This window comes from Xanthomonas citri pv. citri (assembly GCF_000961215.1).
In the GTDB taxonomy this organism is placed as follows: Bacteria; Pseudomonadota; Gammaproteobacteria; order Xanthomonadales; family Xanthomonadaceae; genus Xanthomonas; species Xanthomonas cissicola.
In genome coordinates this window covers 2,515,609-2,531,607 of the sequence record NZ_CP008998.1, presented here as the reverse complement: position 1 = coordinate 2,531,607, position 15,999 = coordinate 2,515,609, and the positions used below count along the sequence as shown (strand labels likewise).

13 protein-coding genes and 4 pseudogenes are annotated in these 15,999 nt (G+C 66.0%); 12 read left to right on the top strand and 5 right to left on the bottom strand.

Annotated features, from left to right (window positions below; all coding sequences use genetic code 11):
* Positions 1-35: 35 nt before the first annotated feature.
* Positions 36-144 (top strand): annotated as a pseudogene (locus AMD14_RS24645) (LysR family transcriptional regulator); the annotation flags it as partial.
* Between the two features lie 207 nt (positions 145-351).
* On the opposite strand, the gene AMD14_RS11470 reads toward AMD14_RS24645, so the two are convergent.
* From AMD14_RS11470 to AMD14_RS11455, 4 genes are all read right to left on the bottom strand, one after another.
* On the bottom strand, positions 352-966 hold the full coding sequence (locus AMD14_RS11470) for a DUF8082 domain-containing protein (protein ID WP_045714581.1): 615 nt from the start codon (positions 964-966) through the stop codon (positions 352-354).
* 44 nt (positions 967-1,010) lie between these two features.
* On the bottom strand, positions 1,011-2,138 hold the full coding sequence (locus AMD14_RS11465) for a Cache 3/Cache 2 fusion domain-containing protein (protein WP_011051381.1): 1,128 nt from the start codon (positions 2,136-2,138) through the stop codon (positions 1,011-1,013).
* A 256-nt stretch (positions 2,139-2,394) separates the two neighbouring features.
* Positions 2,395-3,036, bottom strand: a complete 642-nt coding sequence (locus tag AMD14_RS11460; protein ID WP_005915741.1) for a response regulator — start codon at positions 3,034-3,036, stop codon at positions 2,395-2,397.
* Positions 3,029-6,121: a sensor histidine kinase gene (locus tag AMD14_RS11455; RefSeq protein ID WP_040259483.1), complete on the bottom strand. Its 3,093-nt coding sequence runs from the start codon at positions 6,119-6,121 to the stop codon at positions 3,029-3,031. The genes AMD14_RS11460 and AMD14_RS11455 overlap by 8 nt, the downstream gene beginning before the upstream one ends.
* A gap of 84 nt (positions 6,122-6,205) precedes the next feature.
* On the opposite strand from AMD14_RS11455, the gene AMD14_RS24640 reads away from it, so the two are divergent.
* The 8 genes and pseudogenes from AMD14_RS24640 (at position 6,206) to AMD14_RS11415 (ending at position 12,217) form a co-directional block, all read left to right on the top strand.
* Positions 6,206-6,364 carry a hypothetical protein gene (locus AMD14_RS24640; protein ID WP_155400523.1) on the top strand — a complete coding sequence of 53 codons (159 nt, stop codon included), beginning with the start codon at positions 6,206-6,208 and terminating at the stop codon, positions 6,362-6,364.
* 221 nt (positions 6,365-6,585) lie between these two features.
* Positions 6,586-7,059, top strand: coding sequence for a helix-turn-helix transcriptional regulator (locus AMD14_RS11450; RefSeq protein ID WP_005922657.1), 474 nt, complete (start codon positions 6,586-6,588; stop codon positions 7,057-7,059).
* The gene (locus AMD14_RS11445; RefSeq protein ID WP_040259481.1) at positions 7,056-7,712 is read left to right on the top strand and encodes a hydrolase; all 657 of its coding nucleotides are present in this window, start codon (positions 7,056-7,058) and stop codon (positions 7,710-7,712) included. The genes AMD14_RS11450 and AMD14_RS11445 overlap by 4 nt, the downstream gene beginning before the upstream one ends.
* Complete coding sequence (locus AMD14_RS11440) at positions 7,709-8,143, top strand: DoxX family protein (RefSeq protein WP_011051379.1); 435 nt, start codon at positions 7,709-7,711, stop codon at positions 8,141-8,143. The genes AMD14_RS11445 and AMD14_RS11440 overlap by 4 nt, the downstream gene beginning before the upstream one ends.
* Before the next feature lie 113 nt (positions 8,144-8,256).
* Positions 8,257-10,103 (top strand): annotated as a pseudogene (locus AMD14_RS11435) (amidohydrolase).
* A 94-nt stretch (positions 10,104-10,197) separates the two neighbouring features.
* Positions 10,198-11,826 carry an MFS transporter gene (locus AMD14_RS11425; RefSeq protein WP_011051376.1) on the top strand — a complete coding sequence of 543 codons (1,629 nt, stop codon included), beginning with the start codon at positions 10,198-10,200 and terminating at the stop codon, positions 11,824-11,826.
* Between the two features lie 5 nt (positions 11,827-11,831).
* Positions 11,832-12,062, top strand: a complete 231-nt coding sequence (locus AMD14_RS11420) for a DUF1427 family protein (protein ID WP_015463199.1) — start codon at positions 11,832-11,834, stop codon at positions 12,060-12,062.
* Positions 12,059-12,217 carry a XapX domain-containing protein gene (locus AMD14_RS11415; RefSeq protein ID WP_015463198.1) on the top strand — a complete coding sequence of 53 codons (159 nt, stop codon included), beginning with the start codon at positions 12,059-12,061 and terminating at the stop codon, positions 12,215-12,217. Before AMD14_RS11420 ends, AMD14_RS11415 begins: the two co-directional genes overlap by 4 nt.
* Positions 12,218-12,384: 167 nt before the next feature.
* On the opposite strand, the gene AMD14_RS11410 is transcribed toward AMD14_RS11415, so the two are convergent.
* Positions 12,385-13,362, bottom strand: a complete 978-nt coding sequence (locus tag AMD14_RS11410; protein WP_011051374.1) for an NAD(P)-dependent oxidoreductase — start codon at positions 13,360-13,362, stop codon at positions 12,385-12,387.
* A 79-nt stretch (positions 13,363-13,441) separates the two neighbouring features.
* Between AMD14_RS11410 and AMD14_RS11405 the strand changes: the two are divergent.
* From AMD14_RS11405 to AMD14_RS11400, 3 genes and pseudogenes are all read left to right on the top strand, one after another.
* Positions 13,442-13,973: pseudogene (locus AMD14_RS11405) on the top strand (ANTAR domain-containing response regulator); the annotation flags it as partial.
* Positions 13,974-14,369: 396 nt separating this feature from the next.
* Positions 14,370-14,948, top strand: a pseudogene (locus tag AMD14_RS23370) (uroporphyrinogen-III C-methyltransferase); the annotation flags it as partial.
* A gap of 788 nt (positions 14,949-15,736) precedes the next feature.
* A complete protein-coding gene (locus AMD14_RS11400) occupies positions 15,737-15,994 on the top strand; it encodes a KGG domain-containing protein (RefSeq protein WP_005916070.1) in 258 nt (85 codons plus the stop codon).
* The last annotated feature ends 5 nt before the right edge of the window (positions 15,995-15,999 follow it).

The following is a 15,999-nucleotide window of genomic DNA, read 5'->3' as shown; positions in this document are numbered from 1 at the left end:
CCACCCGGTTGTCCAAGGCGTGGCGCGCTGTAGACCCGCACGCGACGCGGCGCTTCTACCGGATCCAGCACCGGCAAACGTCTGTCGGGCAATCTGCAGCGCTTCGTCGCGCATTGCGATCTGCAAGAGCTGCGCGTTTGCTGATGGCCGACGTGCTGAGCCTGCGTCGGATCCCATGATCTATCGCCACGCTGGCCACTGGGCATGCTTCGCAGACCAGCAACGCATAGTCGATGTCCGGCCTGCGTCGACATGGTCTGAAGTTGCAAGGCATGGCCAGCGCCACTGACGCGCCGACAAAAAAGCCGCGCAGTGCGCGGCCTGATGCATGAGCCGAACTGAAGATGCTCCTCAGCGGACCTTGGCCAATGCCACGCGGGCGTCGGCCATGAACTTCTGTGCTTCCTGCGGCGTGGCCAGGTTGGCGGCGAGCTGGCTGAGCACCTGCTCGATGTCGCTGGAGGCATCCCAGGCTTCATCGCACAGCATGCCGGCGATTGGGCCGAGATAGTTCAGTGCGACCGCTTCCAGTGCATCGCGGACGCTGTCGTCGGGCCCCGCGCCAGTGGCAACCGGCGCAGCACTCGCGCTTGCGACAGCTGCGGCAGGTGCGGGTGTCGGCGCGACCGGCGCACGCACCGGCGACGGTGCGCCGCCGAGATCCTGTTCAAAACCGCCCATCAACCACTGCCGCGAGTCGTCGCTCAACAGCGAGGGTTTGCCCAGGCCGGCACCGGGGTCGACCTGGAAGCGCGCCTTCGCCGCGTTGACCATGGTGAGGCGTTGTACCGCCCCATCATTACGCAGCATGCGGAACACCACTTCTTCGATCTGCCCGCTGTTGATGCGGACGATGCAGGAGTGGTTTTCCTCGGTGACGATGAACAGAAAGCCGGACGCCTTCTTCAATGCCAGCGCTTTGAGCTCGCGCAGGATCTCGATCAGCGGACGGAATTCAGTGGACATGGCGTCTTCCTTGCAGCATCAGGTACGGAATGGGTGACAGCGACTCAGCGTTTGCTGAGGCGCTCCATGGCCAACCGGACGCTGTTGGACAAGCGGGAAATGGCGCGCGCCAGGGTACCGATTTCATCTTTGAGGTTGACCTCTGCGATGGTGTGGTTCCACTTGCCCAGGCTCAGTTCTTCGGCCACGGTGGTCAAGTGCTGGATCGGGCGCAACACGCGGCTCCAGATCAGGGCCCACTGCAGGCCGAGCAACAAGGCGCAGACCAGCAGACCGATGCCGGCGATCCACAGCGACTGGCGCACGATCACGCCATTGACGTCGCTTCTGGGATAGGCCGAGACCAGGGTGAAGCCCCAATCGGGTACCTGTTCCTTGGTGACGACCCAATCATCCGGGGTGTCCTTGACGATCCGCTCGATGGTGGCGGTATCGGTGGTGGCGCCGGTGGTGGACTGGAAGCGCAGCTTGTTCTTGCTGTCGAACACGGCAATGAAACCGGAGTCGAGCACGCGGCGGCTGCTGACCACGTTTTCCAGCGCCTGGGTGTCTGCCTTGTAACCGACGTACCACGCACCGATCACGCGCTTGTCGTTGCCGGCAAAGATCGGCTCGTAGCCGGTGACGTACGGGTTGCCGAGAATGTCGACCACGCCGTAGAAGCTTTCGCCGTTACGCAGCTTGGCGGCGGCCTGGCCGTTCGGATCGAGCACGGTGCCGATGGCGCGGCTGCCGTCGTCCTTCTTGACGTTGGTGGAGATACGCACGAAGTCGTCGCCGGTACGCGAGAACAGCGTTGCGGTACCTTCGTGGATGGCGGTGACCTCGTCGACCAAGGTGAAGGCATTGGCCTGCGAGCGCTGGCCCAGCAGCAGGTCGTTGGCGCTGCGATCGGCAACGCGGACGTCGCCGCCAATGCTGGGCGCGCCCTCCTTGTTGGCTTCCCTGCGCAGCTGGCGCATGGAGGAATTGACGCGGTCGAGCATCATCGCGCGCGTGACCGCGAACAAGGTCTGCAAGGACACCGACTGGCGCTCGATCGCGTCGCCGGTTTCGAACTTGACCCGGTTCGCTTCGGTAATGGCCAAAATGACCGTCAGTGCCACCACCACGACCAGCACCAAGGCCAGCACCGGCAACAGCAGGCGCACCCGCAAAGAGTGACGAAGCATCGCAATTCCCCTGAACGCGTTTAAATGATTGAGTCGAGTGCCGCCGCAGCGCAGTGCGACGGTTGGACGTAGCCGTTATCGGCTGCCGAACCAGATGCTAAAGCGGCCCCCATGCCGCTTGGCGGTGCATACGATAGCGTAAGCCGATCGGTTTGAGCGCGCGCGGCTATCGCGCGTGTCGCCTCGCGTTCAAGAATGGTCGACCGTATAGCAAAGGCCACCCCCTTGGTGGCGCGCAGGAGTGGCAAGCCGCCGCTCAGGTCTCCAGCGACAGGATCCCGCGCCGCAGCGCGACGGTGACCGCATGGGTGCGATCGCGCACGCCGAGCTTGCCCAGGATGTTCTTCATATGTGCCTTGACGGTTTCTTCGGAGATGCTCAAGGCACTGCCGATCTGCTTGTTGGAGCAGCCGGTAGCGACCAGGTTCAGCACTTCGGTCTCGCGGGCGGACAGGGCATCATCGAGCACATGGGCGGCGATATTTTCGGCCACCGAGGCCGGCACATGCCGGCGCTGGCCGCGGCGCACGTCGCGGATGGTGTCGACCAGCTCACGGCGCAACGCGCTCTTGAGCAGGTAACCGCAGGCGCCTGCCTGGAGGGCGCGTACCGCGCGCACGTCGCCGGTGTAGGTGGTCAGCACGATGACCTTGGCGGCGGAGTCGACCTGGCGGATGCGCTGGATGGCTTCGACCCCGTCCACGCGCGGCATCTGCAGATCCATCAGCACCACGTCCGGGCGCAGGCGCGTGTAGCAGGCCACCGCCTGTTCGCCGTCTTCCGCTTCGCCGACCACGCGCATGTCGTGCTCGGCGGCGAGCATGGCACTGAGCCCATCGCGCAGCAGCGGATGGTCGTCTACCACCAGCACGTCGGTTGGTCGGACCATGTCAGCCATTGGAAGTCTCCGTGGATCGTGCGGTGTGAAATGGCCACCACCATCGCTTGGCGCGCAGGTAGGCGGCACGCGCGGGCAGGGTGATCTGGATTTCGGTGCCGCTGCCGGGACGCGACCACAGCTGCATCTTGGCGCCGATGCGCTGCGCGCGTTCCTGCATGCCGGTCAGGCCCCAATGCCCAGTGCGGGCGTGGCCGTGCAGCACATCCGGATCCAGGCCGCGGCCATCGTCGCGGATGCGCAGCGTGAAGTCACGAGAACCGTAACGCAGTTCCAGCGCGATGCCGGTGGCATTGGCGTGCCGGTCGGCATTGGCAAGCGCTTCGCGTCCGAGCTGGAACAGTTCGTCGGCCACCAGGTGACGCAAGCGCATGGGCCGGCCTTCGACAGCGACCTGCAGTGCGGCCGTTGGCGGCGGCATGGTGGCGTTACGCGCCCGCTGCAGGGCGGCGGCCAGGTCTTCGTGCAGGGACTGGCTGTCGCGCAAGCCGCTGACGCGATCGCGGCCTTCGGCCAGCGCGTTTTCGGCCAGATCCACCGCCTGTTCCAGCTCCAGCCGGCGGGGATCGTTCCAGGGGAGCGAGCGGCTGGCGGCATGCAGCCGCAGGATCAGCCCCTGGGTGCCCTGCAGCAAGGTGTCGTGCAATTCGCGGGCGATGCGTTCGCGTTCACGGTAACGCTCTTCCAGACGCGCGCGCAGGCGTGCGGCCACCTGCCGGGTACGCATGCGCCAGGCGATGCCGAGCGCCAGCAGCAACGCCAGCGCGCAGCAGGCCTTGAATTGCCAGGTTTGGATGAAGGCCGGCTCGATGACGAAGTCCAGGGTGTCGCCGCGCGCATTCTCCAGGCCGTCGTTGTTGGCGGCCGCAATACGGAAGCGGTAACGCCCGGGCGCAAGGTTGGTATAGAAGGCCTCGTTGCGGTTGCCGGCGTCCTGCCAACGTGCATCCACCCCTTCCAGCCGGTAGCGGAACCGCACGCGCTCCGGGCGGGTAAGGCTGATCGCGTCGTAGCCGATGCGCAGACGGTCGGTCCATTCGGGCAGGTGCAGGCCGTCCTGACGCGGGTAAGGCCGGTCGTTGGCGACCACGTCGGTGATGAAGACCTTCGGCGCGGTGGGGTTGCGGTAGGTCTGCTCGGGATCGAGCCAGGCCAGGCCCTGGTTGGTGGTGAACCAGAGCAGGCCATCGGCCGCGGCGATCGCGGTAGGCACCGGGCTGGCCTGCTGGGCGACGCCGGGCAGGCCATCCATGATGTCGTACAGGCGCAGCGTGGGGCTGACCACGCCGGTGCGCAGGCTGCGCAGCAGTGCCTGCCTGCCGATTTGCACGACGCCGCGATTGCCGTTCAACCAGAAGGTGTCGTGACGGTCGCGCACGATGCCGGTGATGCCCTGCAACACCGGATTGGCCTGATCGGCCACCTGCTGGAAGCGGCCATCGCTGCGGAGCACTGCCAGCCCGCTTTCGCCAGCCACCAGGGTGAGGGCCGCGCTGTGCCAAATGGCGGTGATCGGGCCGACCGACAAGCCGTTGTTGGCGGTGTAGTGCCGCACCTGCCCGCCGCGCAGCACGCTGAGCTCACCTGTGACGCTGCCTACCCACAGCGCGCCGTCCGGCGCGGCGAGCAGGACAGAACAGGGTTGGTCCAGCAAGCTGGCAATCGCCTGCCAGCGATGACCATCCCAGCGCTGCGGGCCGCTGGCATCGGGACACGCCCAGGGCGTGTCCTGGGCATCGACGGCAAACGCGCGGATGGATCCGGTGCGCACGTCCTGCGGTAGGGGCAAGGCGTGCGTGCGGCCTGCGTGCAGGCGCAGCAGGCGGTTGTCGCCGAGCAACCAGCCGTTGGCGCTGGCGGGCACCTGCAGGGCGCTGGCGGGCGCGCCGCGTTGCAGGGCCTGGATGCCGGTACGCGTCAAGGCCAGCTGACGCTCGTCGCGCAGGACCGCCAGCAACACCGGTGCGCCTGGCGTGGCGACGGTCGCGAAGATCGCCACGGCCGTGGGATGGCCCGGCAGCAATGCCGCCAGTGGCAGCAGGGCGCGATGCCGGAAGCGGTTGAGCCCCAGGTTGGTGCCGGCCCAGAGATTGCCTTCGTGGTCTTCCAGCAGCGGGCCGGCAGTGGAGGAGGTCAGACCCTGCAGCGGGCCATAGCGTTCGAGTACCGGCGTCGGCGATGTGGGCTGGGCGACACGGAACACCCCGCCTGCGACGTAGTCGCTGCCCCACAGCGCGCCGTCGCGCATGAAACGGATGCGATGGGCGAACAAGCCGGGAAACCGCAGCCGGCTGCGAACCAGAGCAGGTAACACCGTGCCATGCGTATCGGTGAGCGCGAACACGCCGCGGTGCGGATCGGCGACCCAGACCGTGCCGTCCGGGTGCTCGGCCATGGTGGTGAAGTGCCCGACCTGCTGGCCGCTGGATTCGAAGCGTCGCGCACCCGGTTGCAGCGACAGGATGCGGCTGCCATCGCTCACCCACAGGATGCCGCGGCGATCGCGCAGCAGCCATTGCGCGCTGGATTCCGGATAGCCCCAGTCGGCACCGGCGCGGTGCCAGCGCCGTCCGTCGAACCAGCACAGCCCGCCATCGATGGCGGCCCACAGGCGGCCGCTGCCATCGCGCTCGATGCGGAACACCATCCCATCCGGCACATCCTTGCCAGGCACGAAATGAGTGAGATGGCCGTCGGCCAGGCGATCGATGCCGGCATTGAAATAGCCGATCCACGCGCCGTCGTCCGTGGTCAGCGACAGCGCGGTCATATTGTGCGATGCATAGGCTTCGCCCTCCGGCGCCGCCTGCCTGGTGAAGTGTTCGCCGTCGAACTTGAACAGCCCAAAGCCAGTCGCCAGCCACAGCGCGCCGCCATCGGCTTGCTGGATGTCCCAGATGTCGGCCGGCGCGCCACGCTCGATGCTCCAGGCGGTGTGGTGGAACTGCAGCAGTCCGTCGCGGGTCGCGGCAATGCCGGCTGCGCAGGCGGGACGACAGAGCATCAGTAGCCACCATAGCGCCACGACCGCTGCCGCGCGCAAGCGCGACAAGCAAAGCGAACGGATGACGGGCTCATGCGGCATCGCATCATTGTCGGGCGGGATCGGGCGAAGCACCACCACCTCTTTCGGGGGAGGCACGTGCAGGCCGAATTGGTTTAGCGACTGATGCACGCCGCGCGCGTGATGCGGGAACTGTCGGGCAGCGCGCAACGCCTCGACATGCTGCAGCTCGACTGCACCCCATTGCGGTTGCGTTTGCTTCCCGCTCGCCTCGATGCGCCGTTTCGTGGTGATCGCGACATTGAACAGCTGCGCGCTGTCTGATCAGCGCGATGTTCGGCGATGCGTTTGCGTTCTCTCGATTCCACTGGCACTGCATCGGCATGACGCAGCGCTCTATCGAACGCGCATCACATCCAAACTGCTGCCCATGGCGAACAGGTGCAAGCACTCCCCCGAAAGAGGGAACGATTCGCCTCACCATCAGGGGTAGGGCAGCAAAGCCGTCCCCGGCACCATACGGTCATTCCCCCCGGAGACGCCCCATGGCACCTCTGATTGCCGTTGCTTGCCCCGATACGCGTGCTGCAGGGCGCATGCACATACAGGCATCGCGTGTGCGCGCTGTTGCGCGCGCAATGCAGTACATCGACACGCATCTGTACGAACCTGTCAGCGTGGCGCATCTTGCGCAAGCGGCCTGCATGAGCCGCTTCCATTTCGCACGCGTGTTCCGCGATGCGGTCGGCGCCAGTCCAATGGAGTACCTGCGTCTTCGTCGGCTCGAACGTGCCCAGGCGATGTTGCGCGAGGGCGGCCACACCATCAGCCAGATCGCGACCGATCTGTGCTTCTTCGATCAAAGCCACTTCGTTCGCAGCTTTCGCAACGCCACCGGTTGCACGCCGGCACGTTTCGCCGCGCAGATGGCGATGGAGCCGTGCGGCGCTGCCCTCATGCCCTCGTCGCAGCGGCGCGGCGGTGAATCGGTTTCACTTTCCATGGAGCAACCTGCATGACCACTGCAACTGCCGTACCCGGCACATCCTTGCTATCGCCCGGCGATCACACCCTGATTCTGATCGACCATCAATCGCAGATGGCGTTCGCCACGCACACCATCGACATTTCGGCGCTGCGCAACAACGTGTCTTTGGTTGCAAAGGGCGCCAAAGGGTTCAAGGTGCCGGTGATCCTGACGACCGTCGCAGAAAAGTCGTTCTCCGGCCCGTTGTTCCCCGAGTTGCCGGACATCTTTCCCGGCGAGCCGGTATTCGATCGCACCAGCATGAACGCCTGGGAAGACCAGGGGGTAATCGATCGCATCAACGCAATCGGCAAGCAGCGTCTGGTGATCGCCGGTCTATGGACCAGTGTGTGCATCGTCGGCCCGACACTGTCGGCGATCGAACAAGGGTTCGAGGTGTACGTCATCACCGATGCTTGCGGCGACGTGAGCGATGAAGCGCACGAACGTGCAGTCACGCGCATGGTGCAGGCCGGCGCTGCGCCCATGACCAGTGTGCAGTACCTGCTGGAATTGCAGCGCGACTGGGCACGTGGCGATACCTATGCGCTGACCACCGGCATCGCACGCGCGCATGCCGGTGGCTATGGCATCGGCATCCAGTACGCCAAGAGCATGTTCGCTGCGCAGGAAGGCGGGCATTGAACGTATCGGCACCACGTGGCACCGCCGGACTTTCATCAGCGTTGCTGATGCTGCGCATCGCTGGCGGCGGCTTCCTGCTGCCGCATGGATTGGGCAAGTTGCTGGGCTGGTTCGGTGGACCGGGCTTGACCGGATTTGCCGCTGAGTTGCATCAGTTCGGCTTTCCATCCGCTGCACCGTTGCCGCTGCTGCTGGCCCTGGTGCAGACCCTCTCCGGGCTGGCGGTCTTGCTGGCGGTGTGGACGCGTGCCAGCGCCGCACTGGCAGCGCTGTTCATCGCAACCACCGTGCTGGTTGCCGTGCCCAAGGGCTGGTTCTGGATGCACGGCGGAATGGAATACCCGCTGATGTGGATGCTGGTGTTGCTGGCACTCGCTGCAGCCGGTGGTGGCGACTGGTCGCTGGATCGCCTGCGTAGGCGTGTGGCATGAGCCGCATGCCAGGCAAGCACGATGCCGGACGGCGCTTGTGGATGCAGGGCGCCGCAGCCGGTCTTGCGTTGGGTGCATTGCCGGCTGCTTCGTCTGCATCAGGGAAGTCTTCAATGGTCGATCTCGTCGTTCGCAATGCGCGCATCACCACGCTCGATCCGCGCCAGCCCAACGCTACTGCCATCGCCGTTGCCGATGGGCGCATCGTGGCAGTCGGCGACGATGCGCAGATCATGGCCTTGGCAAAGGGCGCGCGCACCATCGATGCGCAGGGGCGACGTCTGCTGCCCGGCCTCAACGACAGCCACACGCACCTGATCCGTGGTGGTCTGAATTACAACCTGGAGCTGCGCTGGGATGGCGTGCGCTCGCTGGCCGATGCAATGGCGATGCTGAAGGCGCAGGTCGATCGCACGCCAGCGCCGCAGTGGGTGCGCGTGGTCGGCGGTTTCACTGCGTATCAATTCGCTGAAAAACGCCTGCCCACGCTTGAGGAGATCAACGCCATCGCGCCGGAAACGCCGGTGTTTCTGTTGCATCTGTACGATCGTGCCTTACTCAATCGCGCCGCGCTGCGAGCCTGCGGCTACGACAAGACCACTCCGGATCCGCCGGGCGGGCGCATCGAGCGCGACAAGTTGGGCAACCCCACGGGTCTGCTGCTGGCCAAGCCCAACGCGTTGATCCTTTACGCAAGCCTGGCCAAAGGCCCGCGCCTGCCGCTGGAATACCAGGCCAACTCCACTCGCCATTTCATGCGCGAGCTCAACCGGCTCGGGGTCACCTCGGTGATCGATGCCGGCGGTGGTTTCCAGAACTATCCGGAGGATTACCAGGTCATCGAACAGCTGCACGCGGCCGATCAACTGAGCGTGCGTATTGCCTATAACCTGTTCACCCAGAACAAGGGCAGGGAGGTCGAAGACTTCCGCGGCTGGACCGAAGTACTGCCGTTACGCAAGGGCGATGACCTGCTGCGTCACAACGGCGCCGGCGAGATGCTGGTATTTTCCGCTGCAGACTTCGAACAATTCAGCGAGCCGCGCCCGGAGCTGCCGGCGGAGCTGGAACCCGAGCTGGAGCAAGTGGTGCGGCTGCTGGTGGAAAAGCGCTGGCCATTCCGTATCCATGCAACATACGACGAAAGCATCGCGCGCATTCTCGATGTCTACGAAAAGGTCAACGCCGACATCCCGTTCGATGGCCTGCATTGGTTCATCGACCATGCCGAAACGATTACCCCGCGCAATATCGAGCGCATTCGCGCCTTGAACGGCGGCATCGCCGTGCAACATCGCATGGCCTACCAGGGCGAGGCGTTCGTGCGGCGCTATGGCGTGCAGGCTGCAAGGCAGACGCCGCCAGTGCGACGCATGCTCGCAGCGGGAATTCCGGTCGGCGCAGGCACCGATGCCACCCGCGTGGCCAGCTACAACCCGTGGGTGGCGCTGTCGTGGCTGGTCACCGGCCGCACGGTGGGCGGTCTGGCCCTGTATGGCGACGAGAATCTGCTCGATCGCGAACAGGCACTGCGGTTGTGGACGCAGGGCAGCGCCTGGTTTTCCGGTGACGAGACCAACAAGGGCACCCTGGCGGCGGGCAGTTGGCCGACTTCATCGTGTTGTCCGACGATTACTTCCGCATCGACGACGCGGCCATCTCCGACATCACCAGCGTGCTGACCGTCCTGGGCGGGCGTGTCGTGCATGGCGAGGGCGACTTTGCCGCGCTCGCCCCCACGCTGCCGCCTGCCATGCCGGATTGGTCGCCGGTGAATCGGTTCGGCGGCTACCAGGTTGGAGGCGGGATGAGCGGGCTAGCCGCTGCGCCGCACGCGCATGCGCGCGGCCACGCGTGTCGAGCCCACGGCGCGCACGCGCATGCGGGGCTGCATGCTGTCCCCACCGATGATCTACGTCGCTTCTGGGGTGCCTTGGGATGCGCGTGCTTCGCGTTCTGATGGCGGTATCGCCGGTACATCTTCGTGCCTGCATGTTGCACGCGGCACACTTCTGCGTCGTTTGTTTCATCCCATTGGCTGGAGTCTTGCCGCGATGAGTGTTTCTGCCGCACCTGCCGAAGGTGGTGCCTGGGCGCCGCTGCGTGAGCCGGTTTTCCGCGCCTTGTGGCTGGCGATCCTGGGCAGCAATATCGGTACCTGGATCAATGATGTCGCCGCGTCCTGGGTGATGGCCGAACAGACCGGCTCGCCATTGATGGTGGCGGCGGTACAGTCGGCGACCACCTTGCCGGTGGTGTTATTGGCACTGGTCGCCGGCACGCTGGCCGACATCGTCGACCGTCGTCGCTACCTGCTGTTGACCCAGCTCTGGATGCTGCTGGTGGCCGGTACGCTCGCGTTATTGGCGCATCTGCAGTTGCTGGCGCCTTGGGTCTTGGTGGCGCTCACCTTTGCAATGGGCGTGGGCGCGGCAATGGCGATGCCGGCGCAGGCGGCGATCGTGTCGGAACTGGTGCCGAGCCCGATGCTGGCTTCGGCGGTGGCGCTCAATTCGATCGGCATGAACATCGCGCGATCGATCGGCCCGGCCGTGGGTGGGCTGATCGTGGCGCAATTCGGCCCGCCGTGGGCCTTTCTGCTCAACGGGTTGACCTTTGGCATGATGCTGTACGTGCTGTGGCGGTGGCGCCGCGATGTGCACACCTCGGCGCTGCCGCCGGAGAGCTTTGGCGCAGGCCTGCGCGCAGGGTTGCGCTACGCCGCGCGCGCCGGTCGCCTGCAGGCGGTGCTGATCAAGGCCGCCGGCTTTTTTGTGTTCGCCAGCGCGTTGACCGCGCTGCTGCCGTTGGTGGTCCGCCGCGACATGCAGCTGGGCGCCGGCAGCTACGGCGTTTTGCTGGGCTGCATCGGCGTCGGAGCGATCAGCGGCGCCTTGCTGTTGCCGCGCCTGCGTGCGCACTACGACCGCGATCTGTTGGTGTTCGTTGCCACCCTGGTGTGCGCTGCATCGCTGCTGGGGTTGGCGTTGTCGCGGCTGCTTGGCGTGTTGTGCGTGGTGATGGTGGTGAACGGCCTGGCCTGGATCACGGTGCTGTCGTCGTTGCAGATCGCCGCACAGACCGCCGTCCCTGCGTGGGTGCGTGCCCGTGCATTGTCGCTATACATCGTGGTGTTTTCCGCAGGCATGGCCAGTGGCTCGCTGTTATGGGGTGCGTTGGCCCAACGCACGTCGATTGCCACAGCACTGCAGATCGCAGCCGCCGGTGCAGTGATCGCCGCGCTAGTGGTCAAACGCGCGCGGATTGCCGGAACCGAACAGCTGGACCTCGCCCCCGGTGGGCATTGGCCTGCACCTGCGCAAGTCGATCGCGTCGAGCACGACCGCGGCCCGGTGCTGGTGACAGTGGAATACCGTATCGCTGCCGAGGCACGCGTCGCGTTCTTGCAGTTGATGACGCAACTGGGCAATGCGCGCCGCCGCGATGGCGCCGTGGTCTGGGGCATCGCCGAAGACGCTGCAACGCCGGGTGTGCAACTGGAATACTTCATCCTCGCCTCCTGGCTGGAGCATTTGCGGCAGCACGAACGCGTCACCGGCGACGACCGCCAATTACAGGAACAGATCCGCGCCCTGCATCACGGCGAGCGCGCGCCGGTGGTGCGCCACTTCGTCGGTGGCGGCGGTGCTGCGCTGCCGCCGCACGCGCACTCGGATATCTGATGCCCATGAACTGGAAGTTCATCAGCGGTGTCGCGTTGGGTATGGCAATCGGCTTGGGCTGCCGCATGGCCGGCATTCCATCGCCTGCTCCGACGGCTCTCGTCGGCGCGCTGCTGGTGCTGGCAATGACGTGCGGCTATGCACTGGCCGACCGCTTTCTGGCCCAGCGTGCCGCCAAGAATCTGGGGCATTGCGGCGGGCCCAGCGGCCGCGTGGGCCGGCGGGGCGACGCATGAGCCTGGCAGTGCTCGAAGTACTGCTCGCATTGGCGATCGGCATCGGCTGCCGGTTGCTCGACTTGCCGCTGCCCGCTCCGCCACGTCTGACCGGTGCATTGCTCGTCGTGGCGATGAGCGGCGGGTTCCTGCTGGCTGACTGGGTGCTGCGCTGAAGCGGCACGGTGTCGGGGGCTCGCGGCGTGTCCTGCAAGCGGCAAGCGCGTGATGCCCTCAGCCAACCAAGATCTCGACCAAGTCTGCGAAGCGCAGCGAACAGCAACGACTGTCACCATCAGGCAGACATGGCCGTGTGCGAACCCGGCAACGCGCTTGGCAAAACCTAGCGGAGCGGCAACCCCGGCACCCCCACTGACAGGATGCCCTGCGCGTGCAGGGCGGCTTCCAGCTCCGCCGGGATGGCATCGCCGCTGCCCATGCGCAGGACCACAACCTGCAGACCGGCGCCGACCAACTCCACTACGACGGCCTGCTGCGCGCCCAGCGTCTGCGGCCAGGCGCGCCGTTGCGCGTCCCGGCGCGCCAGTTCCACCACCGCGGTGGGCACGTCCGTCGCCAGCAGCAGCACGTCGGCCAGGTTCAGGGCGCGCAAGGCGTTGAGCGTAAGCAGGCCCGGATCGCCCGGGCCGGCACCAACCCATTGCACGCTGCCGCGCGCCGGAACGCTGTCCACCGCCTCCAGCGCGGCGGCAAAGGCGGCTTCGGCGGCGGCGGTATCGCCGGCCTGCAGCAATTGCGGCACCTGGCCGTCGATCACCTGATCGAACCAGCGGCGCCGCCGGTTCATGTCCGGCAACTGCTGACGAATGCGCTCGCGGTGCTGGGCGAACAAGGCCGCCAGCGTACCGACCGACGCATGCAGTTCGCGCTCCAGTCGCTCGCGCAGTCGGCGCGCCAGCATCGGCGCCGCGCCTGCCGACGAAATCGCAACCACCAGCGGATCGCGGTCGACAATGGCCGGTACCTGGTAGGTGGAGAGCTCGGCATCGTCCACGACATTGACCAGGCGCTGGCGCGCGCCGGCCGCTGCGGCGACACGTTGATTCAGCTCCACATCGTCGGTGGCCGCGACGACCAGCCACACGGTGTCGATCCAGCCAGGATCGAACTCGCCTGTCATCTGTTCAAAGCGCCCGGCCTGCAGCAGCTGGGCAAGTTCGGGCGAAAGCGCGTGCGCATACAGCCGGATGTGCGCCTGCGCCTTGAGCAGCGCCAGCACCTTGCGTGTGGCGACTTCGCCGCCACCGATGACCAGCACGGCGCGCCCCTGCAGGTTGGCGAACAACGGGAACAACGGCATCGGACACACTCCGAAAAGATGGCTCGCAGCAGCATGTTGCATGGCCCCATCGGGCCACGTCCATGCCTCGCTGCCGTCAATGCGTGTTTTGCTGGTCAACGATACCGAAAAGCCGATCGGCGAACTGCGCCAGCCACTGACGCGCGCCGGCTACCAGATGCTCGATGACGTGGCCTCGGTCGTTGCACTGCTGCATGCCGTGCAACGCCAGCAGCCGGATGTAGTGGTGATCGATGTGGATTCGCCTTCCCGCGATACCTTGGAGCAGCTGTCGATGTTGCATGCGCACGCGCCGCGGCCGGTGGTGATGTTCTTTGGGGATGGCGACGATGCGTTGATTCATGCAGCGGTCGGCGCGGGGGTGACGGCGTATGTGGTGGATGGTCTGGCGCCCGCGCGGTTGCGCCCATCGTGCAGGTGGCGCTGGCCCGTTTTGCGCAGGAAAGCAGCAGGCGCTGCAGGACCGCAAGCAGATCGACCGCGCGAAGGGCTTGCTGATGGAAAAACGTGGCCTGAGCGAGGCCGATGCTTATGCGGCATTACGCCAGCAGGCGATGAAGCAGGGCGTCAAACTGACCGAAGTGGCGCGCCGTATCGTGGCCATGGCCGAATACAGCCGGGGTTGGGTCGTGCTGCATGCCGCCTGCGAACGCGCGCCCGATGCCATGTGGATGGATCGCCTGGTCGCCGCGTTGCATCTGCCGGCCGGCGCGGATGTGCTGGAGTACTGCGACCTGCGCCGCGGGCCGATGCGCCGCGTTGGCTGGCGCATGCACGACGGGCATCGCCATATCGACGGCGTGCTGCTGACGGCCGCGCAACCCAGCGACGCCAATCGATCGTTGCTTGCGACCGCATTGGCTGGCAAGCCGTGGCGTGGTGCGCGGCTGTCGGTCTTCACGCATACCCACAGCGCCTGGCGATCCGATCGTGTGCACCTGCATGCATGTCTCGGCCGCAGCGATGCACGACGCCATCGACGACGGCGCCACGTTGCACAACTCAAACAACGTGGCGGATGCCGTTCGACACCGCAGGAGTTCATCTGCCGGCTGATGCGTCGCTACGCGTTGCAGGGCCGGCGCGTGGTGCGCGTGAAAGGGGACGATGCGCTGCTGTTCGGCCACGCTGGCGAAGAGATCGCCTTCCTGCGTCGTGCCGGTGTCGGTGTGCAGGTGATCGACGGCGTGAGTGCGGCATTCGCTGCGGTGGCCGCACTGGACGTCTCGCTGACCCATCGCAGCCACTGCCACGGCATCACCTTCGTCACCGCGCACACGCACGACCACGGCGAGCCGAACTGGGGCGCGCTTGCGGCCAGCGGCACGACGCTGGGTATCTACATGGGCCTGCGCCGCGCAGATGCGCTGGCCGCTGCATTGCTGGCCGGCACACCCGCCGCCATCGTGCAGGCCGCCACGCGGCCGGAGCAGCAACGTCGCCTCACCGCCCTGGGCGACCTTGGGACGACAGCCGCCGCGCTGCCACCGGGTCTGCCCACCTTGTTGCTGGTGGGCGATGCTTTGTCCGAAGCTGCTGCAGCGTGCGACGACCGCGATGGGCCGATGGCGGTGCAGGCAGTGGGGTGGGGACAGCACACCACCGATGACGCGGCTGCAGGGCAGGGCCACTCGGGCTCACGGTTTCCGTGTGACATGATGCGTGCGCATCCCGAAGACTCCTTGCCGAGCCTCTGGGCCAGCCGCATCCGCGCGTGGACGGCATGCATGCGTAATGGTTACGGCCTAGTGTCGACGTCGGCCGGTGGTACCGGCCTGCACACAACCGCAAAGTCTTTCGCAGGGTGTATCGACGTGGCGACTGAAGGCGCGTCAGTGCGCGTCCAGATCCGTGCGCAGTTATGTGTGCGTGCATTGCCTGTTTCGACCTGTGGCTGCGCCGCTGTCTGAGCTGCCCGTAGCGAATCGGCCGAGCGATCTGCGGTATCGACAGCACGCGCCTTGCGAGGCGCGGCGCACGCCGTCACCGAGGCGATGGCCTCATGCAGGCGATCTGGTGGGCCAAACGCTGACGGCTGATTCCTCGCCGTGCGTGGCAATCAGACTACGCGAGATCGGAACACGCCTGCAGTAGCGGCGGGCGGTTGATCCAGGCACCGCAGCTGATCCTGCGACGCCTGCGCAATCTCTCTAGCGGCTGCAGACCGCAGCTGCGCCCCGTGATAGCGCTATCCACCTAGGAGGTAGGCCGAATCGTCCGGCGATGGGAAGGTGTGCAAGATTTGCACAGCGAGCGCAGCCGTTTTTTCCTGCATCCATCCGCAGTGCACCGTGGGGCCTGCCTTTTGAGGTTGGCACGAATGTTGCGGTTAGCCCATCACCCAGGCGTAACCGAAGCATCGAGAGGAGGCACAGTGGAAGACGGACAAAACACGACCCGTAGCCGGCGCGGCTTTGCCGCATTGGATCCGGAGAAGCGCCGCCTGTTGGCGAGTAGCGGTGGCAAGGCCGCGCATGCCAGCGGCAATGCGCACGAATTTACTAGCGACGAAGCGCGCGAAGCTGGCCGTAAGGGCGGCCAGGCCGTGAGCCGCGATCGCGACCACATGTCGCGCATCGGCAGCAAGGGCGGGCGTTCCAAGCAGGCCAAGCCGCAGGAAGAATCCGCTTAATCCAG